Origin of the sequence: Azospirillum sp. A29 (genome assembly GCF_042604625.1) — a bacterium.
GTDB lineage: Bacteria > Pseudomonadota > Alphaproteobacteria > Azospirillales > Azospirillaceae > Azospirillum > Azospirillum palustre.
In genome coordinates this window covers 363900-385679 of sequence record NZ_CP170460.1, presented here as the reverse complement: position 1 = coordinate 385679, position 21780 = coordinate 363900, and the positions used below count along the sequence as shown (strand labels likewise).

General features: G+C 68.1%; 25 protein-coding genes. 15 read left to right on the top strand and 10 right to left on the bottom strand.

The window, feature by feature from the left end:
- Positions 1 to 18: 18 nt before the first annotated feature.
- Genes ABNQ38_RS01675 through ABNQ38_RS01665 form a run of 3 tightly spaced genes read left to right on the top strand, consistent with a single transcriptional unit; the run spans position 19 to position 2205 of the window.
- Entirely contained in the window at positions 19 to 345 is a 327-nt protein-coding gene (locus ABNQ38_RS01675) for a hypothetical protein (protein WP_377805371.1), read from the top strand.
- Positions 342 to 1913, top strand: coding sequence for a PepSY-associated TM helix domain-containing protein (locus ABNQ38_RS01670; protein WP_377805370.1), 1572 nt, complete (start codon positions 342 to 344; stop codon positions 1911 to 1913). Before ABNQ38_RS01675 ends, ABNQ38_RS01670 begins: the two co-directional genes overlap by 4 nt.
- Positions 1906 to 2205, top strand: a complete 300-nt coding sequence (locus ABNQ38_RS01665; RefSeq protein ID WP_109050939.1) for a DUF3325 family protein — start codon at positions 1906 to 1908, stop codon at positions 2203 to 2205. The genes ABNQ38_RS01670 and ABNQ38_RS01665 overlap by 8 nt, the downstream gene beginning before the upstream one ends.
- A 29-nt stretch (positions 2206 to 2234) precedes the next feature.
- Here the strand turns inward: ABNQ38_RS01665 and ABNQ38_RS01660 are convergent, their stop codons facing one another.
- A complete protein-coding gene (locus ABNQ38_RS01660) occupies positions 2235 to 2444 on the bottom strand; it encodes a hypothetical protein (protein WP_377805369.1) in 210 nt (69 codons plus the stop codon).
- 165 nt (positions 2445 to 2609) lie between these two features.
- Positions 2610 to 3461 (bottom strand): LysR family transcriptional regulator, encoded by an 852-nt coding sequence (locus tag ABNQ38_RS01655; RefSeq protein ID WP_161958024.1) that lies wholly within the window; start codon positions 3459 to 3461, stop codon positions 2610 to 2612.
- 311 nt (positions 3462 to 3772) lie between these two features.
- Between ABNQ38_RS01655 and ABNQ38_RS01650 the strand changes: the two genes are divergently transcribed.
- Entirely contained in the window at positions 3773 to 4150 is a 378-nt protein-coding gene (locus ABNQ38_RS01650; protein ID WP_109050936.1) for a cytochrome c family protein, read from the top strand.
- A gap of 68 nt (positions 4151 to 4218) precedes the next feature.
- On the opposite strand, the gene ABNQ38_RS01645 is transcribed toward ABNQ38_RS01650, so the two are convergent.
- Positions 4219 to 4815, bottom strand: a complete 597-nt coding sequence (locus ABNQ38_RS01645; protein ID WP_377805368.1) for a TetR/AcrR family transcriptional regulator — start codon at positions 4813 to 4815, stop codon at positions 4219 to 4221.
- A gap of 154 nt (positions 4816 to 4969) precedes the next feature.
- Here ABNQ38_RS01645 and ABNQ38_RS01640 point away from each other — a divergent pair, with 154 nt between their 5' ends.
- From ABNQ38_RS01640 to ABNQ38_RS01595, 10 genes are all read left to right on the top strand, one after another.
- On the top strand, positions 4970 to 5368 hold the full coding sequence (locus ABNQ38_RS01640) for a RidA family protein (RefSeq protein ID WP_377805367.1): 399 nt from the start codon (positions 4970 to 4972) through the stop codon (positions 5366 to 5368).
- Between the two features lie 113 nt (positions 5369 to 5481).
- Complete coding sequence (locus ABNQ38_RS01635) at positions 5482 to 5817, top strand: hypothetical protein (protein ID WP_377805366.1); 336 nt, start codon at positions 5482 to 5484, stop codon at positions 5815 to 5817.
- Positions 5818 to 6032: 215 nt separating this feature from the next.
- The gene (locus tag ABNQ38_RS01630; RefSeq protein ID WP_377805365.1) at positions 6033 to 6467 is read left to right on the top strand and encodes a DUF4399 domain-containing protein; all 435 of its coding nucleotides are present in this window, start codon (positions 6033 to 6035) and stop codon (positions 6465 to 6467) included.
- Between the two features lie 38 nt (positions 6468 to 6505).
- Entirely contained in the window at positions 6506 to 7087 is a 582-nt protein-coding gene (locus ABNQ38_RS01625; RefSeq protein ID WP_377805364.1) for a DUF4399 domain-containing protein, read from the top strand.
- A 67-nt stretch (positions 7088 to 7154) separates the two neighbouring features.
- Positions 7155 to 8714 (top strand): DUF4384 domain-containing protein, encoded by a 1560-nt coding sequence (locus tag ABNQ38_RS01620; protein WP_377805362.1) that lies wholly within the window; start codon positions 7155 to 7157, stop codon positions 8712 to 8714.
- Between the two features lie 116 nt (positions 8715 to 8830).
- Complete coding sequence (locus ABNQ38_RS01615; protein ID WP_377805361.1) at positions 8831 to 9649, top strand: OmpA family protein; 819 nt, start codon at positions 8831 to 8833, stop codon at positions 9647 to 9649.
- A 26-nt stretch (positions 9650 to 9675) separates the two neighbouring features.
- A complete protein-coding gene (locus ABNQ38_RS01610; protein ID WP_377805360.1) occupies positions 9676 to 10053 on the top strand; it encodes a hypothetical protein in 378 nt (125 codons plus the stop codon).
- 27 nt (positions 10054 to 10080) lie between these two features.
- On the top strand, positions 10081 to 11202 hold the full coding sequence (locus ABNQ38_RS01605; protein WP_377805359.1) for a DUF4384 domain-containing protein: 1122 nt from the start codon (positions 10081 to 10083) through the stop codon (positions 11200 to 11202).
- 7 nt (positions 11203 to 11209) lie between these two features.
- Positions 11210 to 13129 (top strand): CHASE2 domain-containing protein, encoded by a 1920-nt coding sequence (locus ABNQ38_RS01600; RefSeq protein WP_377805358.1) that lies wholly within the window; start codon positions 11210 to 11212, stop codon positions 13127 to 13129.
- Positions 13130 to 13390: 261 nt separating this feature from the next.
- On the top strand, positions 13391 to 16180 hold the full coding sequence (locus ABNQ38_RS01595) for an SUMF1/EgtB/PvdO family nonheme iron enzyme (protein WP_377805357.1): 2790 nt from the start codon (positions 13391 to 13393) through the stop codon (positions 16178 to 16180).
- Positions 16181 to 16186: 6 nt separating this feature from the next.
- On the opposite strand, the gene ABNQ38_RS01590 is transcribed toward ABNQ38_RS01595, so the two are convergent.
- The 6 genes from ABNQ38_RS01590 to ABNQ38_RS01565 all read right to left on the bottom strand — a co-directional run bounded on the left by ABNQ38_RS01590 (position 16187) and on the right by ABNQ38_RS01565 (position 20081).
- Positions 16187 to 16912: a hypothetical protein gene (locus ABNQ38_RS01590; protein ID WP_377805356.1), complete on the bottom strand. Its 726-nt coding sequence runs from the start codon at positions 16910 to 16912 to the stop codon at positions 16187 to 16189.
- A 104-nt stretch (positions 16913 to 17016) separates the two neighbouring features.
- Positions 17017 to 17727, bottom strand: a complete 711-nt coding sequence (locus ABNQ38_RS01585; protein WP_377805355.1) for a Crp/Fnr family transcriptional regulator — start codon at positions 17725 to 17727, stop codon at positions 17017 to 17019.
- 268 nt (positions 17728 to 17995) lie between these two features.
- Positions 17996 to 18343, bottom strand: a complete 348-nt coding sequence (locus tag ABNQ38_RS01580; protein WP_377805354.1) for a hypothetical protein — start codon at positions 18341 to 18343, stop codon at positions 17996 to 17998.
- Positions 18344 to 18376: 33 nt separating this feature from the next.
- Complete coding sequence (locus ABNQ38_RS01575; protein WP_377805353.1) at positions 18377 to 18841, bottom strand: hypothetical protein; 465 nt, start codon at positions 18839 to 18841, stop codon at positions 18377 to 18379.
- Positions 18842 to 19057: 216 nt separating this feature from the next.
- Positions 19058 to 19600 carry a hypothetical protein gene (locus tag ABNQ38_RS01570; protein ID WP_377805352.1) on the bottom strand — a complete coding sequence of 181 codons (543 nt, stop codon included), beginning with the start codon at positions 19598 to 19600 and terminating at the stop codon, positions 19058 to 19060.
- Between the two features lie 115 nt (positions 19601 to 19715).
- Positions 19716 to 20081: a hypothetical protein gene (locus ABNQ38_RS01565; protein ID WP_377805351.1), complete on the bottom strand. Its 366-nt coding sequence runs from the start codon at positions 20079 to 20081 to the stop codon at positions 19716 to 19718.
- Positions 20082 to 20185: 104 nt separating this feature from the next.
- On the opposite strand from ABNQ38_RS01565, the gene ABNQ38_RS01560 reads away from it, so the two are divergent.
- Positions 20186 to 21088, top strand: a complete 903-nt coding sequence (locus tag ABNQ38_RS01560; protein ID WP_377805350.1) for a LysR family transcriptional regulator — start codon at positions 20186 to 20188, stop codon at positions 21086 to 21088.
- Between the two features lie 40 nt (positions 21089 to 21128).
- On the opposite strand, the gene ABNQ38_RS01555 is transcribed toward ABNQ38_RS01560, so the two are convergent.
- Positions 21129 to 21536 carry a hypothetical protein gene (locus ABNQ38_RS01555; protein WP_377805349.1) on the bottom strand — a complete coding sequence of 136 codons (408 nt, stop codon included), beginning with the start codon at positions 21534 to 21536 and terminating at the stop codon, positions 21129 to 21131.
- Between the last annotated feature and the right edge of the window lie 244 nt (positions 21537 to 21780).

The following is a 21780-nucleotide window of genomic DNA, read 5'->3' as shown; positions in this document are numbered from 1 at the left end:
GGCGGGGGGACCATCGCGATGAAGACTGCCGGGCAGTCCGGACAGGTTGAGGGACGGGCTGCGCTGCCGCGCCTGCGCACCGCCGCGCGCGTAGCGGCGGCGATGTTCGGCGCCTATGGCTTCGCCTGGGGCCTTGCCGCCTTCGGGGCGGAGTTGGGGGCGCTCGCGGGCATGGCGCCGGCGGAGGCGGTCACCGCCTCCAGCCTGCTGGCCCTGGTGGTGCTGCCGGTGGCGTCGCTGTGGGCCTTCGCGGTGCCGAGGGTTACGGTCGGCTGGGCGGTGCTGGGCGGCGGCGGGGTGCTGCTTATCGCGGTCTCGCAGTTTGACGGTCTCGCCGGGCCATGACGACGAAGAAACGCAAGCTGATCAGCCCGGCGTTGCGTGCCGCCATGCTGTGGCCGCACACCTGGGCGGGGGTGACGCTCGGCGGCCTGCTGATGCTGATCTTCTTCATGGGATCGCTGGCGGTTTTCGCGTCGGAGATCGACCGCTGGATGATGCCCGCCACCCGCGTCGGTGCGGTGGAGACCGGGCCGGCCTCGCTCGACCATGGGGTGCTGCCGGCGGTGGAGAAGCTCGCCGCCGGGCGGGCGGTGCGCGACTGGTATGTGCAGTTGCCGGACGAGCGGCGGCCGGTGATGGCGCTTCAGCTTCGGACCGAGACCGGCAATGCCGGCGGCATGGCGACCAGCGATGGCCAGTTGCTACCGCCGGTCGGGACGCTGGGAGGCACCTATTTCTTCTATCCACTGCACTACAGCCTGCATCTGCGGGCGGGCTTCATCGGCTATTGGATCGTCTGCTTCGCGTCGGTAGCGATGCTGGCCGGACTGATTTCCGGCGTCATCATCCATGCGCGGATCTTCAAGGATTTCTTCACCTTCCGCAGCTGGGGGCAGTTCCGCCGCTCCCTGCTCGACCTGCACAATCTGACGGGCGTGCTGGTCCTGCCCTTCCATCTGATGATCACGATCACCGGGATCGTCATCGTCCTGCCCATCGTGCTGCCGGCTGGCGTCCAGGCGCTGTATGGCGGCGATGTGCGGCGCTTCTACGACGATGCGCTGGGCAACTACAGCCGTCCGCGCAGCGGCATCGCCGCCCCGCTGGCGCCGCTCGATCCGATGGTAGCGGAGGCCTGCCGGCTGTGGGGCGGGGGCGAGCCGGCCGTGGTGTTCGTCTACAATGCCGGCGATGCCGCGTCGGTCGTCCGCATCAACCGTGCTCTGCGAGACCGCATCAGCCTGGATGTCCAGCCGGTCTTCTTCGACGGCGTCACCGGACAGGTGCTGAAATACCAGCGGCCGGGGCCGGTGGTGGCGACCCACCGGGTCCTGTCGGGGCTGCATTTCGCCGCATTCGACCATTGGCCGCTGCGCTGGCTGTATTTCCTGTTCGGGCTGTCCGGCTGCGTGCTGATCGGCACCGGCATGCTGTACTGGATGGAGAAGCGGCGGGTCGCCCATGGGGTGAGGCCCGGCGTCGGCTGGCGCAGCGTCGCCGCCATCGCCTGCGGCAGCACCTCCGGTATGCTGATCGCCACGCTGGCGATGATGGCGGCCAACCGGCTGCTGCCGGCCGGCATCCCGTCGCGGGAGTTGGTGGAGGTCGGCCTCTTCTTCCTGATCTGGATCGGGAGCGCCGTCCATGCCGCCGTCCGCACCCGGACGGACCCGCCCTGGAGCGAACAATGCACCGCGGTCGCCCTGCTGGCCGCGTCCTGCGTGGCGCTGAACTGGATCACGACGGGGGAGCATCCCATCCGTGCCGTAGCCTCCGCCGACTGGGCGGTGCTGGGCGTCGATGCGGTGCTGGCGCTGACCGCCTTCGCCGCGTGGCGGGTGTCGCGGCGGCTGGCCCAGCGGCCCGATCCCGAACTCTCAACCCTGGCGAAGGTGACCGACCATGCCTGATGCCCTGATGCTGCCCGGCCTGTTCGGGCTCTGCTACGTCGCCTTCGCCGCCCTTGCCCTGTCGGTGGAGCGGCATTGGCGCGACCTTGTCGAGTCCAGGCGGGGGCCGCCGCGCCGCACGGTGTTCCGGCTGCGGCTGGCGGCGCTGCTGTGCCTGGCGGCGGCGCTGTCGGTCGCGGTCCGCCATGACGGGACGGGCTTCGGCCTCCTGCTCTGGGCGCTGGCCTTGAGCGCCGGTGCGCTGGCGGTCGCCGCCACTGTCACTTGGAGGACACGGTCCGCCCGCGGCTGAACGTCTTAGTAGCGGCGGGGGCGCCGGACTTACATGCGCATCATGCGGAAAATGGCGATGAACATCACGACCACGCCCACCTCGGCGGCGGTGGCGAGCCAGGCCGGGTGAAAGAGGATGCCGAACGGCATGATCAGCAGCAGGATCAGCGACGGAAACACGATGTAGGGGGACTCGAACCGGCGGAACTTTGTATCCGCCGCGGTGCCTTCTTCTTCGAGCAGGGACGGCTGCGCCAATTGCGTGGACATCGGATCGGGACCTTCGGTCTTCGGTTTGGATGAGCGGGCATCCGGGACCCCCGGCAGCGATGCCGGATGGGGTCCAAATGCCCGCGAAGCCGATCCTAGGCAGCGCCATTCATCGCAAAAAGCGAAATAAACCGATAGATTACATCGGTTTTATCAAAGTGAATCGCGGGCGCCGGCCGGTTCGCCCAGGATGGCCTTCAACCCGGTGAGGGCCGGGTCGATGATGGCGTCGTCGGCATCGGTCGGGTAGGCGGCATAGATGGGAAGGCTGAGCGGCCGGGCTTCCGGCAGGATTTCCCCCTTGCCGGCATCGATCAGCGGCTGGACCAGCTGGCGGGGGAAATGCCCGGTGCCGCCGCACTGCTTGACATAGTCGAGCCCGAGCGTGCCGACGCCGATCGATACCGGGGCGGCCTGCACGTCCGGGCGATGCAGCTGCACATTGCGGCGAAAATCGTCGCCCCAGTCGATGTGGACATAGGGTTCCTCCAGGTAATCCTCGACCGCCGGCATGCGGAAGAGAACGAGCTCCTCCTCGAGCAGCAGGCGGATCGACAGACCTGGCAGGGCACGCGGCGAATAGAGGACGGCGACGTCCAGCGTCCCGTCCTGAAGACCTTGCAACAGCCCGTTCGGCAGGCCGACGTCGCAGCGCAGGGCGATGTCGTTGGCGTTGCGCCGCATCCAGGGAATCCAGCGGTACAGCAGGCGGTTCCACAGGCCGGCCTCGCTGCCGATGCGCAGCAGCGCCTTGTGGCCGGCGGGCAGGGTGGCCTCCTGCCGGGCCTGCTCCCACAGGCGGAGGATCGCCGCGGCATGACGCTGGAAACGCAGGCCGGCGCTGGTCAGCGTGGCGCCGGTCTTGTTGCGCACGAACAGCCGGCAGCCAAGCTGCTGCTCCAGCTGCTGAATGCGCGTGCTGACCGTCGACTGGGTCACATGGAGCCGGTCGGCCGCCGCCATGAAGCTGCCTGCCGCCGTGACCTCCAGAAATGTCCGGGCCATTTCCGTATCCATGATACCTCGCTCGAAACCCCGCCTCCACGGACGGGGAGCAAGACCTACGCCATCGGCAGCTTGATCGCGACCAGCCGGTGTGAGACGATTCGTCGCATCCACTGGATGCAGCCGCGACCGGCGGTTCCCCTAATGCGGCAGGATGGTATCGGAAAAACCGATGACAACCATCGGGTAAATTCGCTTCCTGGCCTCATTGGCCGCCATTAGCTTCCGCTTGCTCGCCGGAAGGAAGCCCGACCAATTTTCTCGGTTGGCCGGAGACAACGTTGAGAAATGGGAGTTTCGCTGTGTCCGTCATGCGCAAGATTCTGTTGGCCTCCGTCATTCTGATTTCCGGTGGAACCGCTGCCGCGCAGGCCGCGGACGGCGATGCCGCGGCGGGCAAGTCGGTGTTCAACACCTGCAAGGCCTGCCACACCATCGAGGCCGGCGGCCCCAACCGCGTCGGCCCGAACCTGCATGGCATCGTCGGCCGCAAGGCGGGCAGCGTCGATGGATTCAGCTATTCCGCGGCGGTGAAGGATGCTGGCTATGACTGGGACGAGCAGAAGCTCGATACCTATCTGAAGGATCCGAAGGCGGCGCTTCCCGGCAACAAGATGGCCTTCGCCGGCGTCAAGGACGACGCCAAGCGCGCGGACCTGATCGCCTATCTGAAGAGCGAATCCAAGTAACCGCTGATCTGGCTGAAACATCGTCCTGTCTGTCGCCGCAGCCCCGCCGATGCGGGGCTGCGGCTGTTTCAGGATGGGCGTGCCAGCAGCCCTTCCGCCAGGGCGCGGAACGCCTCGACCGCCTTGGCGAGAACAATCTGCGGATCGGGGCTGGCGGCCACCCAGAGTGCGGCATTCAATGCCGCCCCATTCAAGAGCCGGGCGGCCGCTTCGGGGTCGATGGGTCTGACGACCCCCTGCGCGATCAGCCGTTCCACCGTTTGCCGCGTCATTTGAAGGCAGCCGTTCTGGCTTGGCCATTGCGAGGGGTCGCCCAGGAAGGCCGGTCCATCGAGCAGGACGATGCGCTGGACCTCGGGCTCCAGCGCCATCTCGATGTAGGCCACACCTTCGGCCAGCAATCCGTCCCAGCCGGTTCCTGCCTGGGCGCCGATGTCGTGCGCACGCTGTGCCATCTCCGTGTCGAGTTGGTCGACCACCGCCTGGAGCAGCCCGCGCTTGTCGCCGAAATTGTGATAAAGGGCGCCCCGCGTCAGCCCGGCCTCGGCCGTCAGATCGTCCATCGATGCGGCGGCGAACCCCTGTTCGGCGAAGGCCTTGCGCGCGGACGCGATCAGCTTGGCGCGGGTTTCCTCCATCATCTCGGATCGCTTTTTGGCGGCCATGGGCCTTCTCCGGAAATTTCCGCATACGGTGCGTATGTGAATTGACATACGCACCGTATGCGTGTTGTGGTTCGCATACGCGGCGTATATCAACTTGCGACCGCGCTGTGAAGCCCGATGCCGGATATTCCGGCAGTCAAGGAGGACCACGACCATGGCCAAACGCGACGCGATCACTCCGGCCAACCGGCACGCGCTCTACGAAAAGCACCGCTACTCGGCGGCGATACGCTCGAGCGATCTCCTGTTCGTATCGGGGCAGGTCGGCAGCCGCGCGGACGGTTCGCCGGAACCCGACTTCGAGCAGCAGGTGCGGCTGGCCTTCGACAATCTCGCCAATGTATTGAAGGCCGCCGGTTGCACCTTCGACGATGTCGTCGACGTCACCACCTTCCACACCGATCCGGCCAAGCAGTTGGAGGCCGTCATGAAGGTGCGGGAGACGGCGATCGGAGATGCTCCCTATCCCAACTGGACTGCGGTCGGGGTGACCTGGCTGGCGGGATTCGATTTCGAAATCAAGGTCATCGCCCGTATTCCCGAGCAGGCATGAGCCTTCGCAGCTTTTTTGCCCGCCGTTGTGGCCCTGCTCACAGCGGCGGGCGGATGGCCTGCGGCAGGATGGGGCCATGCCGCCCCTGGCCCCGTTCGCGGAGGAAAGCCCCGATGCGCAGCCTTGCCGCCGTTACCCTTTGCCTTTCCGCTCTCGTCGCGATCACCGCCATTGTCCGGCCGGCCGCCGCTTTCGAGGTGCAGTCCGGTGGCGTGCCGCTTTCGGCCGCGGCGGTTTCCCTGTTGGGGAACCGGGTCGGCAACGCGCCGCCCAATGTGGCCGGTCCCGTTGGCGCTTTCCCGCCCTGGATGGGGAACGGCCGGACGAACGGCCCCTCCCTGGCGAACGGCGCGATGGGCGGCGGACTGCAGTTGCCGGGGCGGGCCGGCGGTGTGGCAACTGCGGACCGGGCGGCGATGAACGAGCAACTGTTCGGGATCAAGCGCTGAAAAGGTCGCCTGTCTGTCTTCCCTGAGCCGTCCTCACCCGCAATGGTGGGGATGGAGAAGACGATTATCCGCCAATTCGGAAGGGTGTGGCGCAGGAGCGGGTTGTTTTCCAACGGGATGGGATTACCCAAGAATTCGGGGGAACCCTGCTTCGCGGTCGAAGACTAAGATCGATGGCATCCGACAAAGGGCAATGAAGAAAACAGGGGGAAATCATGCTGCGGACTGCCGTGATCGCAGTCGGCACCCTGCTGCTTCTGCCGCTGTTTCTGGCTGGGCAGGGAATGGCTGACCGGGCGAAAGCGCCCGATGACGCGCGTGCCTACATCCTGTGGCCTCCCAACGGGACGGTCATCAATGGCGGGAAATTCTGGGTGCGCATGGGGCTCCAGAACATGGGGATTGCACCGGCCGGCATAAGCCATGCCGACACCGGGCACCATCACCTGCTGATCGACACCGAACTGACGAACCCGGACGAGCCGATCCCCAACGACAAGCAGCACCTTCATTTCGGTGCCGGCCAGACCGAAGCGCGGCTGGAGCTTCCGCCCGGAACCCACACGCTTCAGATGGTCCTGGGCGACGCCGACCACATTCCGCACAACCCGCCGGTGATGTCCGAGAAGGTGACCATCACCGTCCGCTGACCGGAGCCGTTCGCTTCGTCCCTGCCAGGGAGGGCACCATGACATCGAATTCGTGCGCGCTTACGACCGCTCGCCGCCTGCAACCGGTTCTGGGCGCGGTGTCCTGCGCGGTGCTGTGGGGAGTGCTGTCGCTCGCGCTGGTGACGGTCACGGCGACGCCCGCGGCTGCGGCGGACGCATCCGCCCAGCAGAAGGCCGGCCAGAAGGACAGCCAGAGCGACTCTGGCGCCGCGCCGCGGACGCCCGGCCGAAAGGATGCATGGCTCTACATCGGCTGGCCCAACAACGGCCAGGTGGTGGGGACGCGCTTCAAGGTGTGGTTCGGGCTGCGCAATTTCGGCGTCGCGCCGGCCGGCATCCACAAGGACGGCACCGGCCACCATCATCTTCTGATCGACACTGACCTCAAGAATTTCAACGAGCCGATCCCCAGCGACAAGCAGCACCTTCATTTCGGCAAGGGCCAGACCGAAACGATCCTAGAACTGCCGCCCGGCCGCCACACGCTGCAACTGGTCCTGGCCGACGCCGACCATGTGCCGCACGACCCGCCGATCATGTCGAAGAAGATCACCATCACGGTCCGCGCCGACCGCAGCCCGCAACTGTCGGCGCGGTGACCGGTCCTGAGCCGGCCTGACGGCGCAGGCAGCAAGCCGGACCACAAACCCACAGGAGACAGCGCCGATGAGCATGGTCCGGTTCCTTGGTTCCGCCGTGGTTTCCGTCGGCCTGACGCTGGCGCTCGGCGGCTGCTTCACCTCCGGCGAGATGGCCCGCGTGGTGCAGCAGCCGAAGACCCCGGCCGTCCGCACCATCAGCAGCTTCAGCGAGGCGCTGCGCTGCATGGACACGCTGCTGTGGACCCATGGCAAGCACGACATCTACATCACCGCCAACGGCCTGCCCGACGCCACCGGCCGGGTCGCCGGCGGCACGAAGGAAATGCTGATCACCGCCGTCTCGCGGATGTCGGAAACCTCCAACGCCTTCCGCTTCGTGGATTTCGAGCCGGCGCTGGACGACGTCAACGCGCTGTACTGGATGATCGGGGTGCAGCCGAACTTCCGCGCGCCCTCCTACTACATCCGCGGCGCCATCACCCAGCTGGACGACAATGTGGTCAGCGAGGCGGCGGGAGCCGGACTGTCGCTGCCCAAGCTGGACATCGGCGTGTCGGCCGATCAGGTGGTGTCGATGGTCTCGGTCGACCTCAATGTCGGTGAACTGGTGACGCGCCAGATCATCCCCGGCATGTCGGCGTCCAACACGCTGGCGGTGGTGTCGTCCGGGCGCGGTGCGGATACCGGTGGCGTCATCGGCAAGGCCGGCCTGTCCTTCAACATCTCGCTGAACCGGTCGGAGGGGCTGCACCAGGGGGTGCGCACGCTGGTCGAACTCAGCACCATCGAGGTGCTGGGCAAGCTGACCCGCGTGCCCTATTGGCAATGCCTGGGCATCGACCAGACCAACCCCGCCTTCATGGCGGAGGCGCGCGGCTGGTTCGACGGCATGGCTCCGTCGGAGCGCGTGACCTTCACCCAGCGCGCGCTGTCGGCGCAGGGCTATTACGACGGGCCGGTCAACGGGCAGCTCGACCAGCGGACCGCCGAAGCGGTCGGCCGTTTCCAGGCGGACAGCGACCTGATCGCCACCGGCCGCATCGATTTCGACCTCTACCAGCGCCTGCTCGCCAAGCCGCCCGGCCAGGGTGGGGCGTCGCCGGCTAGGCTACAGAGCGTCAGCAATGCCGGGGGCGAAGGGTTGCCCCGCGCCCAGCCGTCGCCGTCCCGGCTCGACCTGCTGCTGTCGTCGGACCGCGGGCCGGCACCGCGCTACCGCGCCGGCGAGGCGCTGGTGGTGCGGATGCAGCCGACGGCGGACGGCTTCGTCTATTGCTACTACCGCGATGCCGCCGGCACGGTGTCCCGTATCTTCCCCAACCGCTTCCAGCCCGACGCTTTCGTCGAGGCCGGCCGGCAGGTGGAAATCCCGCCGGGGGTGCAGAAGCCCTTCAACCTGCGCATGGACCGGCCCAACGCCGAGGAGATGGTCGCCTGCGTCCTGTCGCACGACGAGATCGGCGTGCGGATCCCCGAGGCGTTCAAGAGCGAGGATTTGCAGCCCATACCCGGTGCCGCCCTGGATGACGTGATCAATGCCTTCGCGACCGCCAAGGGCAGCGATGCCCGCGCCAAGCGGCTGACGGTGAAGGTGCTGCCCGGCACGCTGGCACAGGGGGAGTAACCTCGGGCGAACCGCCGGAATCGGGGGTCGACTGTTGTCCGGCTCACAGCGCGGGGCAGGGTGGTGGCGATAGAACCAGGGCAACGCCGTTCCTTCTCCTGCCCATGGAGCCTGACATGACCAAGTCCATCCTGTCCCATACCCTGGCCCATACGCTGGTCGCCACCCTGCCGATGCTGGCCGCCGCCTGGGCCGGTCCGGTGTTCGCCCAAACGGTGGAAGGGTCGGGCTCGTCGAAGGTGATGATGTTCGACCGGCCGCCCAGCGTGGAGGAACTGCGCGAGGTGGTGGCGCCGGAACCCAAAATCCGCACCCGCAGCATCGAGATCATCGGCGGTGCGGCCGGTGCCGCCGCCAAGCGGCCCCGGCCCATCGACGAGATCAACTACGGCACGGCGCCGATCCCTTCCGCAGCGCAGCCGGCTCCGCAGCCCGAGGTGCAGCCCGTTGCCCAACCGGCGCCCCAACCTGCTCCGCAAGCCGCACCCAGCCGCCCGGTCCACAAGCAGCGCCGGCAGGAGGTGCGCACGGAGGCCCCGGCTGCCCAGATGGCCACCGCCGAGCCGCCCACCGCTCCTGTCGCTCAGGAGCAGGGCGCCGCACCGCAGGCCTTCGGCTTCCGCATCAACTTCGCGCTCAACTCCGCCGAAATCCCGGCCGAGTCCGCCTCCTACATCGACGCCGTCGGGGCGCTGATGAAGGAGGATCCGACCCTTGGGTTAACGGTGGAGGGTCACACCGACGCCAGCGGCAGCCTTTCCCACAACATGCTGCTGTCGCAGCGCCGCGCGGTGTCGGTCGGCGAATATCTGGTCCGCGTCCATCGGATCGACCCCAAGCGCATCACGGTGGACGGCAAGGGCCCGACGGCGCCGATCGCTGCCAACCCCTATGACGGCCGCAACCGGCGCGTCGAATTCAAGCCGACCCATTGAATGCGGCCCGAACGGAGGGGAATGCCATGAAACACGCTCTGCTCCTCGCGGCCTGCCTCGGTCTTGCCGCCCTATGGCTCGCCGGTGCTGCCGATGCCACGGTTGTCCGCAAGAAGGGGGCCGACACGTCGGGCGCCACCAGCGGCGGTGTTGCGGGCGGCGTGGATGTCGCCCCATCCGGCAAGCGGGTCCGTGTCCAGTGCTGGCAGGACGGCCACAAGATCATCGACGAGGAGGACCTTGCCGTCGTCTCGCTCAGCATCGCCAGCCAGATGAACGGGCTGCGCTTCCGCCGCAACGGCGGGACGGACGGAGCGGTGTCGGTGGTGACGCAATCCCGCACTGCCTGCCTGCTCGCGCCCGATGACGGGGCCGCCACCGGCAAGAGCCGGAACCGCGACTGATCCTTTCAAATCCAGGAGGTGACCATCATGCCGAAGAGACGCTTTTCTTCTTTGCTGGGAGCCGCCGCCGTCCTCGCCCTCGGCTTCGGCCAGGAGGCCGCGGCGGAGGGCGTGGTCGTGGCGTCGAGCGCGCCCGGCTATGTCCAGGGCCAGCTCGTCGCCGACGGGCAGGCGGTCAGGCTTCCCGACGGGGCGAATGCGACGCTGCTGTTTGCCAACGGGCGCCTTCTGCGGCTGCGCGGTCCCTATGACGGGGTTCCCGGCCAGACGGCGGACGGTGCCGTGTCGGCCCGTGCCGGTCCCGGCGATGACCGGTTCATGCAGAGCGACCTCGGTGCCGCGCGTGCACTGGGAAATCCGCTGGATGCGGCGCTGGAGAAGGCGCTGGCCATCGACCCGTCGGCATCCGGCACGCAATGCGTCAAGGCCGGCAGTTCCCCCCTGCTGCGGCGCCCGGCTGAGCCGGGACTGGACCGGTTGACGTTGCAGGCCGGTGGAGAGCGCGCGGCGGTCGAATGGACGAACGGCAGCCCGGCCCCCTGGCCGCGGAGCCTGCCGCTCGCGGACGGAACGGACATCGGCATGCTGCGGCCGGATGGCACACCGGTCGGCACCCTGCATCTCCGCATGGTGGAGGCCGCGGGCGGCGCGGCGCTGGCGGTCGGCCTGGCATCGGCCGGCTGCGCCGGGCAGAGCGGGGCGGCGATGGCATCCCTGCGCGACGCGATGGTGCCGCTCGACGTCTTTCTGTCAGCCGATCCGGCCGGCAATGCCGCCTACCGGCCGGGCGAGGACATCCGCCTGCTGGTGCAGACCGACCGTGACGCCCATCTATATTGCTATCTGCGCAACGCGCGCGGCCAGCTGATCCCGATCTTCCCGTCCGGTGCCACGATGAGCGCCCGGGTGATGGGCAATGTGCCAATCAGCCTGTCCGGCGATCGCATGCCGCTGCGCGCCGGGGATACACCCGCCGATCTGGAGGTGCGCTGCATCGCCACCAGCCGCAATCTGGACGGCGAGATTCCCGGCCGCGATGCCGCCTTCCGCCCTTTGGCCGAGGATGCCGCCGGCCAGCTCGACCGCGCGGTGTCCCGCCTGCGCGAGACGGAGGTGGCCTCCGCGCAGCTGATCCTGAAGGTTCGGTGAGGAGCGGATGGACGGCCCGCCGGCGAACCCCAGGGAAGGGCCGCAGCCTCCCGCCGTTGCGAAACCGGCGGTGCGCGACCCGCCGCCGGACCGTCGCGGCTGGTCGCGCCGCTGGCTGCCGGTGGCCGTCATGCTGGCGGGTGCGGTGCTGGCGCTTGCCGCCACGCGGCTGGTGCCGCCGCTGCGCACCGCCGACGAGAGCTTGAGCGACCGGCTGATCGCCGCCGCCGCCCCGGCGCAGCCACAGCATCCGGCCGTCGCGCTGGTGCTGTTCGGCGAGGACAGCTTCGCCGGTCTTGCCTGTCGGTCGCCGGTGGATCGCGGCATGCTCGCCGACATCGTCGGCGTGTTGGCGGCGGCCGGGGTCCGCGCCATCGGCATCGACGTGCTGTTCGACCAGCCGAGCCTTCCGGCCTTGGACGACCGGCTGCGCCGTACCATGCTGGGCGCTCCGGTTCCGGTGGTGGCGATCACGGCGCTGGAGCAGACGCCGCTGACCGAGCGGCAGCGCCGTTTCCTCGACGGCTTCACCGACGGGATGCCGCGCGGCCATGCCAATCTGGCGAAGGACCGGCTGGATGCCGCTGTGCGCTGGCATGTCCCCTTTGGCGGCGACGGCACGCCGAGCCTGCCGGTTCAGCTTGCCCGCCTGGGCGGTGTGTCGGTTGTGCCGGGCGAACCCTTCCGCATCGACTGGCATGGCCGACCGGACGGCTCGACCGCCCCGTTTCCGATCTATCCCGCGGAGACTGTCGCCGTTCTGCCGAAAAGCTGGCTGGCCGGGCGGACGGTGCTGGTGGGCACGGCGCTGGCCGGTATCGATCAGCATCGGACGCCGCTGTCGTCGGCCGGTGCGTCGACCCCGGGGGTGGAGATCGAGGCGCATGTGCTGGCCCAGCTTCTCGATGGGCGGAGCAGCCCGCGCCTGCCGTTCGCGGGCGAAGCGGCGCTGGCGCTGCTGATGGCGGCGGCCGGGGTGGCGGTGGCGCTGGCCGGATTACCCTTGTGGCTGGTGGCGGCGGCCGGGTTGCTTGTGCCGGCTGCCGCCTGGACCGGTGCCAATGCGCTGTTCGCGGCGGGCGGGCCGCTGGTGCCGCTGGTGGCGCCGTCGCTGGCCTGGGGGGCGGGGCTTGCGGCCATGACCGTGCAGATGTCGCTGCGAGAACGGGCGGACCGGCGCGTCATGATGCAGCTGTTCGCCAACCATGTCTCCCAGCCGGTTGCGGAGGAGATCTGGCGCGAACGTGCAACCTTCATGACCGGCAACCGCCCGCGCCCGCAGCAATTGACCGCCACCGTGCTGTTTTCCGATATCGAGGGCTTCACCACCATCTGCGAGGCACTGGAGCCGGAACCGCTGATCCGCTGGCTGGAGGGCTATCTGGATGCGATGGTCCACATCGTCACCGCCAATGACGGGGTGGTTCTGCGCTTCGTCGGCGATGCGATTCTGGCGGTGTTCGGCGCGCCGGTCGCCCGCAGCACGCAGGACGAGATCGACGCCGACGCCCGCCGTGCGGTCTGTTGCGCCTTGCAGATGGGCCGGGAGCTGGTGGCATTGAACCGGCGGTGGCAGGCGGAAGGACTGCCGCCGGTCGGCATCCGGGTCGGCGTCCACACCGGCCCGCTCGTCGCCGGCAGCCTTGGCGGGTTGCGGCACAGCGAATACTCGCTACTCGGCGACACCGCGAACACCGCCGCCCGCCTGGAGGCCTACGGCAAGCTGGTCGATGCCTGCACGTCGCGCCATTGCCGGATCATCGTCGGCGATCCGACTTGGCAGGCGGTGCGGCAAGGGGGGCAGCAGGCGGCGGGCGTCCGCTGCACGGCGCTGCCGGTGGGGGAGGTCGCGCTGAAGGGCAAGGTGAAGGCGGTGCGGATCTGGCTGTTGATCGATGATGAAGACGCCGATAGCCGTCGGCGATAATCATCAGCATTAATCCTCGATACATGAAGTAATCACTTCGGCCTGCCACCCCCTCTTTTGCCGGGTTCGGGCTCAAGGGGCGGCTTGGAATGGGTTTGAGCCATGGTATGCTTCCTTCCATCCATGGCGGGCTGCCGGCAATTTCCGAAATCGATTCGAACAGCCATCCGCTATGCGCCGCAAGCTTCGCCGGTGAGCCTACAGGTCGCATGCGACCGACCACGGAGTGCGGCGCCTCTTTGCACGGGTACGGAGGCGGGGATGGTGAAACCGGTCGGACCCTGCCGGACGATGGTCGCGGTGCTGCTCCTATTGCTGGCGGCTGGGCTGCTGGCGCTCATGGGCCTCGGCGGGGGAGCGCTTGCGGCCGGTCCGGCCACCACCGGACAGACGCCGGCCGGTGCCGCGGCGGAAAGCCGGCTGGCGCTGGTGATTGGGGTCAGCAATTACCGCAATGCGCCGGAACTGGTGAACCCGCGCAACGATGCGAAAGCCATCGGCGACGCGTTGCGGGCACTGAACTTCACGGTGGACGAGCAGTACGATCTGGATGCCCGCGGTTTCGCCACCGCCTTGCGCCAGTTCGGCCTGAAGGCTTCGCAGGCCGACGTGGCGGTGATCTTTTACGCCGGGCACGGCATCCAGGTGAACGGCGTCAACTATCTGTTACCAGCCGACGCCCAGCTGGAACGCGAGCGCGATCTGGTCTATGAGGCGATCCCGCTGAACCTGCCGATGGGCGAACTGGCGGGAGCGCGCAAGCTCGGCATCCTCATCCTCGACGCCTGCCGCAACAATCCCTTCGTCGACCGCCTGACCCGCAGCGGCTCGAACCGCAACCAGGCGCATCCCGGCTTCGGCAGCGTCGACGACACGCCGAGCGACACGCTGGTGGCGATGGCGACCCGCGCCGACCAGCTGGCGGAGGACGGCACCGGCGACCACAGCCCCTTCAGCGCGGCGCTGCTCCAGCATCTCCAGACGCCGGGGCTGGAACTGAGCCTGTTCTTCCGCAATGTGCGCGATACGGTGAAGCAGGCCACCAACGGGCGGCAGGAGCCGTTCGTCTACGGGTCGCTCGGCGCAACGCCCTTCTACTTCAACCCGCGCCCGCCCAACCGGCCGCCGGTGCTGGGGGAGTTGCGGGCGCTGACCGTGCTCGACCGTGCCGGCGCGGAGCCACTGGGGGCCGGCAAGCCGACCGATCCCGACGACGACCAGATGTATGCCCGCATCACCGGACTGCCGCGCGGCGGCACCGTCCGCGTCGGGGAGCGCAGCGTGCTGATCGGCGACTACCTGACAGTGGAACAGCTGGCGGCCACCAGCTTCAAGCCGGACGGCAGCTTCCGCGGCGATGCCGGCGCCTTCGAGTTCCTGGTGGCCGACGGGCGCGGTGGCATGACCACCGGTGCCATCCCGGTTACCATCAAGCCGAGCAACCAGCCCCCGGCGGTGGTGGCGGAGCGCAAGCTGCGCGTCGCCGGCAACCCGATGGGGATCGACGCCCCGTCCGACCCGGATGGCGACCCGCTGACCGTCACCGTCACCGCCGTGCCGGAGCGCGGCAGCGTCCACAATGGTGCGGCGGTGGTGAAGTCGGGCGACCGGTTGACCGTCCAGGCGCTGACCGGCCTGACCTTCGACCCGGAGGCCGCCGCTCCCGGTCCCGCCGGCACCTTGCGCTACAGCGTCGATGACGGGCGTGGCGGCACCGCCGCGGCGAGCGTGAGCGTGGAGATCGCGGCGCCCGGCACCGCGCCGGTGGCCGAGCTGGAGGACAGTGTGTGGAAACGCATCCAGTCCAGCAAGGAGCCCGGCGACTATCAGGCCTTCCTGCAACTGTTCGGCAGCGGCAATTACGCGCCGTTGGCCCGTCGGCAGCTTGAGGCGCTGAAGATCGCCGGCAAACCGGCGGAGCCGCCGCCAAAGGCGGAAGCCAAGCCGGAAACGGCGATGGGACCGGGGCTGGAGCCGGCCGAACCCGGACGCTACACCGTCACGGCGGACGGCATCCTGCGGGCGACGCCGGCCAATGGCGGGGCGCGGGTCGGCCGGGTGGCGCGCGGGGCGGCGGTGCAGGTGCTCGGCCGCGTGTTGGAGGGCGGGTGGTACCGCATCGCGCTGGAGGACGGCACCCAGGGCTTCGTCGCCGCCGCGCTCTTGAAGCGTGAAGCGCCACCGGCGCCGGCAGCGGCCCAGGTCGCCGCTCCACCGCCGGCCGAGCCGCAGGTGGCGGCGACCGCGCCGCCGGCAGCGCCACAGCCTGCGCCGCCAGCTGCGCCGTCAACTGCGCCATCCGGGCCGACGAACGGCACGGCGCGCAATCATGGCTCGGGCAACAGCTTCCAGGATTGTCCGACCTGCCCGGTGCTGGTGCGCGTGCCGGCCGGCAATTTCATGATGGGGAACGACAAGGGCGACCCGTCGGAACGGCCGGTCCACCGCGTCACCATCGCCAAGCCCTTCGCGCTCGGCATGTATGAGGTAACGGTCGGCGAATGGCGCGCCTGCATCCAGGAGGGCGGCTGCACCGACATGCCGCGCATGACCAACCCGACCGATGGAACCCCCGTCCACAATCTACATTGGCAGGATGCGCAGGCCTATGTGGCCTGGCTCAGCCGCAAGACCGGGCAGCGCTATCGCCTGCCGAGCGAGGCGGAATGGGAATTCGCCGAGCGGGCGGGCACCGCCACACCCTTCTGGTGGGGGGCGGAGGAGGGGAACCATGCCGACTGCGACGATTGTGGCGGTCCGCACGAGCATCTGACTCCGGCCGCCGCCGGCAGCTACAAGGCCAACCCGTTCGGGCTGCACGATATGAACGGTGGCGTGGCGGAATGGGTGGCCGACTGCTGGAACAAGAACTACCAGGGCGCCCCGGCCGACGGCAGCGCCTGGACGCAAGGAAACTGCCGCAAGCGGGTTCTGCGCGGCGGGTCCTGGCGCGACAAGCTGGAGGCCATCAATGGAACGATGCGCAACAGCTATGACATCGACGTGCGCTATCTCACCAACGGCTTCCGGGTGGCGCGGGAGGTGAACTGACGGGGATCAGCGCTGGACCGTGACCGTCGTCTGGGTCGCCCGGTTGCCCTTGCCGACGGCGGTGTTGGTGGTGGTGTTCACGTTGTTGAACTGGACGCCGCCATGGGCCAGCGCCGCGGGCAGATGCGGCAGCGGTCCGGCTGTGCTCATCAGCATATCGAGCGTCGAAGGCCCGGCCGGCTTGGCGGTTGGAGCGGGGGCCGGAGCGGGGAGCGGGGCCGGTTCGGGCGCCGGTGCCGGGGCGGCGGTCTCCACCGGGCCGGCGCCGGCCGCTGCGGTGCCGTCGCCGAGCTGCTGCTGGCTGATGTTGCCGTCGCCGAAGGCGAAGTTCAGCGCGCTGTTGAAATTGTTCACGATGAAGGGCGCATCGATGATGGTGAAGCTGGGATCGACCGGCTGCACCGGCGGCTGACGGCTGGCGGCCAGCGGCTGCCCCTTGTTGAAGCCGGCGAGATAGCCGGCATCGCCGCGGATGCGGGTGATCGCCTGCTGGTTCACGGAAGACCGGCGCACGGACGGGTTGGTGACCATCGCGCCGGGAGGGGCGCCGCGGGGCGTCGGATTCACCGACACCGGCAGCCGAGGTGTCTGGGCGAAGGCCTGCGCCATCGCCGCGCCGGGGATCGGACCGGGCGGAAAGGCGATGCCGCCGGTGACCTGTGCCGCGGCCGTCCCGGCGGTCAGCAGCAGGGCAGCGAATGCAGGCAGAAAGACGGTGCGGGACGACATCATTGCTGGGCTCCCTCAGTGGCTGACGGCCGGGTGTGGGGAGCATCTTGAGGCTGATCGTAAAAGCGCGCTGTGGCGCGGCTCACAAGCGGCGCCGGATTGGCGTATCAGCCGCAGCAGTCTGCGATGTCGTCCAGGGCGTCGGTGTCGCGGATGACGATATAGCCGGCGTCCATCTCGATCACTCCGGCACGCTGCCACTCGTTCAGCAGCTTGTTGACGCTTTCGCGCGAGACGCCGACGAGGCAGCCCAGCTGCTGCTGCGACAGCTTGATGTCCAGACGCAGCCCCTCCGGCCCCAACTTGCCGAAGGCATCGCCCAGCCGTTTCAGGGCGCGGGCGAAGCGGGACGGTGCTTCGAGGAAGAGGGTGTCTTCGAGATGCTCGCTGGTCTGGCGCAGCCGTTGGCACAGCACGCTGATGATGCGGAAGGCCAAATCCGGCCTTGCCGTCAGCATCGGCATCAGCTGCGACCGGTCCAGAACCAGAAGGTCGGTTTCCTCCAGAGCCACCGCGTCGGCGGTGCGCGGCTCGCCATCCAGCAGGGCGATCTCGCCGAACAGGCCGCCCTTGTTGATGATGCTCAGCACCAGTTCCTTGCCGTCCATGGAATGGCAGCAGATCTTCACCCGGCCGCGGATGACCGCCATCATGCTGTCGCCGGGATCGCCCTTCTGGAAGATCATGGCGCCGCGCGCGTGGTGGGACAGCCGCGCGGCGGTCGCCAGACGGTGCCTTTCCTCCCGCTCCAGATGCTTGAGCAGGAAATGTCCGGCAAGGACGAGATCCTTGTCGAAGTTGATCCGTATCGCGGTCATGGCGGCCTCTTGGCTGAGCTTCGGCTGACGGCGCGGGGGTGACTACTTCGGTCGTATCGATGCGGGGAATGGTACGCCGGCAACCGACCCGACCCCCGCCGTCAAAGGCGGTACGCCGTCGTTGGCGCTTCTGCCCCGTTCGTGCACGGGTCGGATACGAAAAGGGCGACCGGCGTCTGCCGGCCGCCCTTCGATTGCGGGGGGTGCGGTGGATCGTCTTTAGCGGAAGATTTCCTTCGGCTTCTCCGGTTTCGCGGCTCGGCGGGGATCAGTCGATGTCCGGATCGTCATCGTCCTCCAGGATCAGGGAGTGGGCCCGATGGTCGAAGGGGAACCCCCGGCGCTCGAGCAGGCTGTGCAGATCGGGAGCGATCGGGCGGGGAAGCCGTTGGATTTCCGCATCCGGAACGGCTTCCGACTGCGGGTCGGACGGGGTGGCCGAACAGCGGGTCCGGCCGTTGTGCGTCACGCAGCTGAGCGTCCCCGAACCTCGCATGCAGACGGTCTTGCCGTTGACCGTCTGGCAGGAGAGGGAGTCGGCCTGCACCGAGGCCGAAACGGCCAGGACCAGCAGGGCGGGTGCGGCGAGAGCTAGGAGTGTCGGGAGCTTCGGCATCGGTGGCCTCCGGGATTGGAGGGAAAGGAGCGCTCAGCGGCGAAGGCCGGTCAGCGATTGGGCGGCGCTGTTGCCGATCCCGGCGGTGACGTTGGTGCCGACCCCGACATTGGTGCTGACCAGGGGGCCGCGGCCGCTGAAGTTCAGCCCGACCTGCACACCGCTGCCCTGGATGCCCAGCAGCCTCTGACCGGCGTTGTTGCCGATGCCGGCGGCGACGTTGGTGGCGGTGCCGACATTGGTGCTGACCAGCGGGCTGACGCCGCGGATGGGAGCGCCGCCCCCGCCCTGAAGGAAAACGCCCTGCTGCTGTGCCGAGTTGCCGATGCCGGCGCCGACATTGGTGGCGTTGCCGACGTTGGTGCTGACCAGTCCGGGTACCGCCATCATCGACGGCATGCCGGGGCCGGTCATGGGGCCGACGGGCTTGTTTTGCGCCAGGGCGGGAGTGGCGAGCAGCATGGCGGCGAGGGTGCCCAGAACACAGGTGCGGATCATGGTGGGATTTCCTTCGGTTGGAGATGGGGTTCGGTGGCGTCCTTGTGGAGAGCTTAAGTGAAGTGCCCGAACGGCTTCTGTGAGTTGCCCCACAACGGCCGGCGGATTTCCCTCTGAAGTGCGGAGCGGGCCTCCGGGGCTGACGGCGGGCAAAAAAATGCTCCAGCCGTTGCCGGCCGGAGCGAGGTCAGGGAGGAAGCCGGGAGGCGGGGGTGGTCAGCGCTGCTTAACCAGGGCGCTCTGTCCGGCGAAGTTGCCGACGCCGGCCGACAGGTTCTGCATGTTGCTGCGGTTGGAGGGCCCGAGCAGCCCGCCCGAACGCTGAAGCACCGTGCCGCTCTGCAGGGCGGTGTTACCGATGCCGGCCGCGGTGTTGCCGACGTTGGCGGCGCTACCGCCGCTCAGCAGGCCGCCGCTCCGCTGCATCACCGTCGCCATCTGGCCGGCGTTGTTGCCGATGCCCGCCGCGGTGTTGCCGATGGTGGCTGCCGAGCCGCCGTTGAACAGGCCGCCGCTGCGCTGCTTCACGAAGGCTTCCTGGTTGGCCGTGTTGCCGATGCCGGCGGCGAGGTTGGACACGGTGGCGCTGTTCGGGCCGGCGAAGGGGCCCTTGGACTTCTGCATGACCAGCGCGCTCTGGTTGGCAGTGTTGCCGATGCCGGCCGCGGTGTTGGAGATGTCGGAGATGTTCTGGGCCATCGCCGGGGCGGCGAACAGGGCGAGCGAAGCGAAGCCGGTCAGCAGGGCGGTGCGGATCATGGTCTGTCTCCTGTTTTCGGGGCCGCGGGGTGCAGCGTGTTGCCGATGGACAGACCCTACCCAAGCGCCGGATTCCCGGATGTGAGCCGCACCACAAACATCGGCGTTTTGTCGATCAGCGCTGTTTTGTGCCGGGAAGCGCCTCCTGCCAGTGCGGATGGGTGACATAGGCGGTGAGGGCGCCCTGCGCGTGCGAGCGGATGGTGACGGATGACCCCTTGGGCATATAGACGATCTCGCCCGTACCGGCGGTGACCGTACCGGCGTCGGAGGTGACGGAGATTCGGCCTTCCAGCACCACCATCACGTCGTCGACGGCGATTTGCTCGTCGATGCTCTGGTCGGGTGCGTAACGGCCATAGCCGATGGTGACAGGCCCGCCATGGCGCTGGTCGACTGCGTTGCCGACGAACACGTCGGCCTGCTGGCCGGGCGTGCGTTCAAGCTGGATATCGGTGACGGCGAATTTGCGGACGGTCATTTGCATTTCCCTGGAATGGTGGGTCCGATCACCCTCAGCTAGTATCCAGGGCGCTCCGTCATAAGGCGGCTGCGGTGCAACAGGGTGGTGGGTGGCATTCAGCAATGCGAAGGCGATTGAAGCCGGGGGAATATGCGGAGGTGCGGGCCTTCGTCGCGGTGGCGGAAGCGTGCAGCTTTCGCCGGGCGGCGGCCGAACTGGGGCTGACGCCGTCGACGCTGAGCCATGCGATCCGCGCCTTCGAGGATCGGCTGGGCCTGCGGTTGCTGAACCGGACCACGCGGGCCGTGACGGTGACGGAAGCCGGTGCCAAGCTGTTGCAGGATCTGCGTCCGGCGCTGGCGCTGCTGGACGAGGCCGTCGCTGCGGCCGGCATTCCGGAGGACGCGCCGGTCGGGACCGTGCGGCTTGCGGCACCCCGGCTGGCGATCCAGATGCTGGTGGGGCCGGCGATCCGCCGGCTTGCGCGCGAGTTTCCGCATGTCACGCTGGACGTGCGCACGGTCGAATGGCCGGGCGACCTGACCGACGGGTTCGATCTGGGCATCCAATATGGCAACGAGGTGGCGCAGGACATGGTCGCGGTGGCGCTGACCAAGCCCTTCACCACCGCGGTCGTCGGTTCGCCCGGCTATTTCGCCGATCGTCCGGCCCCGCTCCATCCCTCCGATCTGGTGCGTCACCGTTGCATCGGCTGCCTCAGTGGTCCCGGCGGAGCGCTCTATCGCTGGGCCTTCGAGCGCGACGGGGAAATGGTGGTGCTCGACGTCGACGGCACGCTGGTCACCGACGATGCCGACCTGATGCTGGATGCTGCAATCGGCGGCGTCGGCCTGTGGCACGGCATTGATCAGGTCGTGCAGCCGATGATCGATGACGGGCGGTTGCTGCGGGTGCTGGCCGACTGGTCGCCGACCTTTGCCGGCTTCCACCTCTATTACGCGGCGGGCGCGCCGCTGTCTCCAGCCGTGCGCGCCGTCGTGGATGCGTTGCGGCGCAAATGCTGAGCGCCGTCCGGGCCTGGAACAGTCCGGAAGCGCCGCGGGCTCACTCTGCCGCGGTCATTGCCCGCGCCGTCGGTTGCGGCAGCTTGCCGGACCGGAAGACCAGGACGGAGAACAGCCCAAGCGAGCCGAGCAGGAGCAGCGCGCTGACTGCGGCGACCGGCTCGAACGCGGCATAGCCGAGATGCAGCGCCGCGACCGCGACCGTGAGGAAGGCGGTGCCGACACTCCAGACGACGATCTGGGTCATCGCAAGACGGCTGGTTTCCAATGCCGGATGCAGGCGGTAAAAGACGCCGAACAGGAACAGCGACACCCAGCCCAGAAGATTGAGGTGCGCATGGGCCGGCATCAGGGTGTGATCCTGCGATGCCGCCATTCCGATGCCCATGCTGAGGCCGGCGATTGCGAACAGGCAAGCCACCTTGAAACTTGTGGATGAAGTTTTCATTGCCCTGACTCCGATTTCCTGCCCCGTAAAGGTTCGTATTCGAACGATGTCAGAGCACGAATCGGGAGTCCATGGAAAATCTTATGATAACCATTTAGATATCGTGAGCGGTTATTTTAAAAAATCCCGAATATCATCCAGGATACTACGCTCTCTCAAGTTATGGCTCGCCACAACAACTTGTGCCATGGGGCCGGATGGACAGTAAGCCGATACCGTGAAACGAATGCTTGGCGGCACCGGA

Excerpts from the sequence above, each read along its gene's own strand:
- ABNQ38_RS01675 (WP_377805371.1), top strand. The coding sequence starts at position 19 with ATGAAGACTGCCGGGCAGTCCGGACAGGTTGAGGGACGGGCTGCGCTG.
- ABNQ38_RS01670 (WP_377805370.1), top strand. The coding sequence starts at position 342 with ATGACGACGAAGAAACGCAAGCTGATCAGCCCGGCGTTGCGTGCCGCC.
- ABNQ38_RS01665 (WP_109050939.1), top strand. The coding sequence starts at position 1,906 with ATGCCTGATGCCCTGATGCTGCCCGGCCTGTTCGGGCTCTGCTACGTC.
- ABNQ38_RS01655 (WP_161958024.1), bottom strand. The coding sequence starts at position 3,461 with ATGGCCCGGACATTTCTGGAGGTCACGGCGGCAGGCAGCTTCATGGCG.
- ABNQ38_RS01650 (WP_109050936.1), top strand. The coding sequence starts at position 3,773 with ATGCGCAAGATTCTGTTGGCCTCCGTCATTCTGATTTCCGGTGGAACC.
- ABNQ38_RS01645 (WP_377805368.1), bottom strand. The coding sequence starts at position 4,815 with ATGGCCGCCAAAAAGCGATCCGAGATGATGGAGGAAACCCGCGCCAAG.
- ABNQ38_RS01640 (WP_377805367.1), top strand. The coding sequence starts at position 4,970 with ATGGCCAAACGCGACGCGATCACTCCGGCCAACCGGCACGCGCTCTAC.
- ABNQ38_RS01635 (WP_377805366.1), top strand. The coding sequence starts at position 5,482 with ATGCGCAGCCTTGCCGCCGTTACCCTTTGCCTTTCCGCTCTCGTCGCG.
- ABNQ38_RS01630 (WP_377805365.1), top strand. The coding sequence starts at position 6,033 with ATGCTGCGGACTGCCGTGATCGCAGTCGGCACCCTGCTGCTTCTGCCG.
- ABNQ38_RS01625 (WP_377805364.1), top strand. The coding sequence starts at position 6,506 with ATGACATCGAATTCGTGCGCGCTTACGACCGCTCGCCGCCTGCAACCG.
- ABNQ38_RS01620 (WP_377805362.1), top strand. The coding sequence starts at position 7,155 with ATGAGCATGGTCCGGTTCCTTGGTTCCGCCGTGGTTTCCGTCGGCCTG.
- ABNQ38_RS01615 (WP_377805361.1), top strand. The coding sequence starts at position 8,831 with ATGACCAAGTCCATCCTGTCCCATACCCTGGCCCATACGCTGGTCGCC.
- ABNQ38_RS01610 (WP_377805360.1), top strand. The coding sequence starts at position 9,676 with ATGAAACACGCTCTGCTCCTCGCGGCCTGCCTCGGTCTTGCCGCCCTA.
- ABNQ38_RS01605 (WP_377805359.1), top strand. The coding sequence starts at position 10,081 with ATGCCGAAGAGACGCTTTTCTTCTTTGCTGGGAGCCGCCGCCGTCCTC.
- ABNQ38_RS01600 (WP_377805358.1), top strand. The coding sequence starts at position 11,210 with ATGGACGGCCCGCCGGCGAACCCCAGGGAAGGGCCGCAGCCTCCCGCC.
- ABNQ38_RS01595 (WP_377805357.1), top strand. The coding sequence starts at position 13,391 with ATGGTGAAACCGGTCGGACCCTGCCGGACGATGGTCGCGGTGCTGCTC.
- ABNQ38_RS01590 (WP_377805356.1), bottom strand. The coding sequence starts at position 16,912 with ATGATGTCGTCCCGCACCGTCTTTCTGCCTGCATTCGCTGCCCTGCTG.
- ABNQ38_RS01585 (WP_377805355.1), bottom strand. The coding sequence starts at position 17,727 with ATGACCGCGATACGGATCAACTTCGACAAGGATCTCGTCCTTGCCGGA.
- ABNQ38_RS01580 (WP_377805354.1), bottom strand. The coding sequence starts at position 18,343 with ATGCCGAAGCTCCCGACACTCCTAGCTCTCGCCGCACCCGCCCTGCTG.
- ABNQ38_RS01575 (WP_377805353.1), bottom strand. The coding sequence starts at position 18,841 with ATGATCCGCACCTGTGTTCTGGGCACCCTCGCCGCCATGCTGCTCGCC.
- ABNQ38_RS01570 (WP_377805352.1), bottom strand. The coding sequence starts at position 19,600 with ATGATCCGCACCGCCCTGCTGACCGGCTTCGCTTCGCTCGCCCTGTTC.
- ABNQ38_RS01565 (WP_377805351.1), bottom strand. The coding sequence starts at position 20,081 with ATGACCGTCCGCAAATTCGCCGTCACCGATATCCAGCTTGAACGCACG.
- ABNQ38_RS01560 (WP_377805350.1), top strand. The coding sequence starts at position 20,186 with ATGCGAAGGCGATTGAAGCCGGGGGAATATGCGGAGGTGCGGGCCTTC.
- ABNQ38_RS01555 (WP_377805349.1), bottom strand. The coding sequence starts at position 21,536 with ATGAAAACTTCATCCACAAGTTTCAAGGTGGCTTGCCTGTTCGCAATC.